Source organism: Mesorhizobium sp. M4A.F.Ca.ET.050.02.1.1 (assembly GCF_003997725.1).
In the GTDB taxonomy this organism is placed as follows: Bacteria; Pseudomonadota; Alphaproteobacteria; order Rhizobiales; family Rhizobiaceae; genus Mesorhizobium.
Map to the genome: position 1 here is coordinate 1 of NZ_RZSG01000650.1, position 3,445 is coordinate 3,445.

Genomic DNA, 3,445 nt, shown 5'->3' on the forward strand with positions numbered 1-3,445 from the left:
CTTCATCGGCGGCAAGCCGCGCACGCGCGAGGAGAGCTGGATGCGCTTCCTGCGCCATGCCGGGCTGTGGTCGCTGATTGGCTATGGGTTCTGGGCGATCGAGGAGAAGGCGAGCGGCCGCTTCATCGGCGAGGCTGGCTTCCACGATTTGAAGCGCGATATCGAGCCATCGATCGATGGCGTGCCGGAGGCCGGCTGGGCGCTGGCCTCGGAAGCGCATGGCCGGGGACTGGCGAGCGAAGTGGTCCAGCGCGCTCTCGCCTGGGGAGACGTGACGTTCTCACCGGCCAGAACCGTCTGCATCGTCGATCCGGAAAACACAGCGTCGCTCAATGTTGCGGCCAAGTGCGGCTACAGGGAAATCCTGCGCACCACCTATCGCGACAATCCGACGATCCTGCTGGAGCGGCGGTAGAGCCCCGTCATCCAGCCTTGAGCAGCTTTCGCGCCACGGCGTTCTGCGTATCAGCGTGCGGCGCGGCGCCGGGGTCTAGCAATTTCGTGCGTGCATCGAACGGTTGCGGCCTGGCGATCGCATAGCCCTGGGCATAGTCGACGCCGATCGATTTCAAGGCCGTGACGATGCTCTCGCTTTCAACGAACTCGGCAATGGTGCGCTTGCCCATCACCTTGCCGATATGATGGATCATCTCGACCATGGCACGGTCGATGCGATCCTCCAGCATGTCCTTGACGAAGCTGCCATCGATTTTCAGATAGTCGACGGGCAAGTGCTTCAGATAGGCGAAGGACGACATGCCGGAGCCGAAATCGTCGAGAGCGAAACGGCAGCCCAGCTCGCGCAACTGGGCAATGAAGCGCATGGCGTTGGCGAGGTCGGCGATGGCGCTGGTCTCGGTGATCTCGAGGCAGATGAGCTTCGGCGGGATGCCGCTGATCTCGAACTGCTCGCGCAGGAAGTCGAGAAACGTCTCGTCGCCGAAGCTCGCCCCGGACAGATTGATGGCGCAGGTGGCGATCGGAGCGGCCGCTGGATCGGCAAGGCGCGCGGCCAGAACGGCGAAGGTGCCGCGCACGACCCAGCGGTCGATCGACGGCATCAGCCCGTAGCGCTCGGCTGCCGGAATGAAGCTGGCCGGCGAGACAATGGAACCATCCTCGTCCGTCAGCCGCAGCAGGATTTCGAGATGCGCCCCGCCTTCCGCCGCGGCGGCGCTGAGCGGCCATATCTCCTGGCAATAGAGCCTGAAGCGGTTTTCCTCCAGCGCGGCGTGCAGACGCTGCACCCAGGCCATTTCCGTGAACCGTTCCCGCAGGGCCGTGTCGCTGTCGCTATGCAGCTGAACCCGATTGCGGCCCTTTTCCTTGGCCATGTAGCAGGCGACATCGGCGGCCTGCAGGGTTTCTTCAAGCGTGACTTTGGCATCCACAATCTGGACCATGCCGATGCTGACGCTGATGGCGAACGGTCTTCCGGTCCATGAGAAATGCAGGTCTTGAACGGTCGCGCGCATCCGTTCGGCAATGTCGGCGGCGAGATCCAGGCTGCAATCGAGGAGGAGGACGCCGAATTCGTCGCCGCCCAGTCGCGCCAGAATGTCGCCCGGCCGGAGATCATTGCCAAGCAAAATGGAGACCTGACGCAGCAGCTGGTCGCCGGCGGCGTGGCCGCATGTGTCGTTGACCAGCTTGAACTGGTCGAGATCCAGATACATCAGGGCATGCTGCCCGGGTCGATGGTGCAAATCCTGGATGGCCTTCTGCAGGCGGCTCTCGAAGTCGCGGCGATTTGCAAGCCCCGTCAGTTCGTCGTGCGATGCTTGCCATGAAAGGCGCTTGATGTAGTCCTGTTCGCGCGTCATGTCGTGGAAGGCGAGCACGGCGCCGACGACTTCGCCGGACACCAAAAGCGGTGCGCCAGTCAGGGAAATGGGAACGACCGAACCGTCGGCGCGCTGCAGCAGTCGCGGGCGGGCATTGGAACGCCTCGGCTCGCCGGCCAGCAAGCGCTCGATCCATTGCGTCTCCTCGACGCCGCTGTCCTTGTCGACGAGCTTGAACAGTGATGCGATCGGTTTGCCTCTCGCCAGCTCGAACGTGTGCGCCAGCAGGCGTTCGGCGACAGCGTTCATGTAATCCAGCCGCCCATCGGAATTTGTGCTGATGACGGCCTGGCCGATCGAAGCAAGCGTGATCTGGGCCCGTTCGCGCTCGGCATTGAGCGCGTTCTGGAAAGCCTGGCGTTGCGCCAGGAGTTTGCGCGTGCGCCACACTGCTAGCAGGATGAGCAGAGCGGCTGTGGCGAGATTGGCCAGCGTCAATGCAATGTTGATGAAACGCGAACCCTCTCCCAGGCTGTCAGAGAACGCCTTGGACAGAGGGCCGATCTCATCGTTGAGCCGATGGATCTCTGCCTTCCAGGCGCCGACCTGGTCCGACGATACCCGTCCTTCCGCGACCTTCCGGTGGATTGTCTCGCCCAACTCGTCGAGCGCCAGGATCATGTCGTCTGCAGCCGCCCAGCGCTGAATGGCGACGTCGAGGTAGCTGAACCAGCGAAAATTTCGGAACAACCAGATCATTCCCGCGACGTCGTCGGCGTGATTTCCACCCTGCACGAAACCGGCGCGCGCCGCCTCGGTGTCGGGCTCGGCCTGCTCAAGTGCCAGCCGCGCCGCATGATCGGCCAGCGGAACGGCAATTGCGGTGCGATACTCGTTGAAGAAATCCGTCTTGCCGGTATCGGCATAGAGGCTGAGGAAATAGATGGCCTCTTTCTGTCCTTTCGACCAATGGCTTTCGCCGCCGACATAGGCGCGAACCGCCGAAAGCGTATAGAGGCTGCCGCCGGCGACCAGAGCCTGGACAAGGACCACGAGGATGAATGGCCAGACCAAGCCGACAAGACGTGGGCTGGAAAGCGCCGGTGACAGCCTCATCAAGCTTCCATGGAAATTGCCATGGCCCCCGTGAACCCGCTGGGCCTGACCGAGGCAATTGCAGGCCAGGCGAAACCTCTCTCCCTCATGTCGCTGCTCGTCATGCGACAACAGCCCGAGTAGCATGTCGGCCTTAACAGCCAATAAACTTGCCGAGTATTTTTACTCGAGACAGCCTGTCTTCTTCCACATGTTGCTTTCGCAAGGGTATAGGATAGGATTTTAGGCAAATACTATTTCAGTTCGACTGCTTCCAATTTGCCGGCGCTCGAAAGCCTGACAAATCGGGACCAAGTCATGGAAACAAAGTTCAAAGAGTTTCCAGTGCCTTATCGGCGATGAACGGCTTTCAAACTTGCTCGTTCGAGCATCGAGGCGTCTTCGCCGAAGGCGCGGGTGGCGCGAGCCGCCGCCTCGAGCAAGGGCGCGGTCATGCGGCGCAGAAAGGCTGCGTCCACGCGCGTTCTTGGGCCGGCAAGGGTGAGTGCGCCGAGAAGAGTCCGGCCGGGTCCAAAAACAGGCGCCGAGACGCCAGCCGTCTCGGG

General features: G+C 62.1%; 2 protein-coding genes and 1 pseudogene. 1 reads left to right on the top strand and 2 read right to left on the bottom strand.

Annotated elements, in window-relative coordinates; genetic code table 11:
- The coding region (locus tag EOA33_RS28695) for a GNAT family N-acetyltransferase (RefSeq protein WP_145989329.1) at nt 1–415 on the top strand (415 nt) is incomplete at its 5' end.
- A gap of 7 nt (nt 416–422) precedes the next feature.
- On the opposite strand, the gene EOA33_RS28700 is transcribed toward EOA33_RS28695, so the two are convergent.
- Complete coding sequence (locus EOA33_RS28700) at nt 423–2,900, bottom strand: EAL domain-containing protein (protein ID WP_127407178.1); 2,478 nt, start codon at nt 2,898–2,900, stop codon at nt 423–425.
- Between the two features lie 329 nt (nt 2,901–3,229).
- Nucleotides 3,230–3,445 (bottom strand): annotated as a pseudogene (locus EOA33_RS39895) (IclR family transcriptional regulator); the annotation flags it as partial.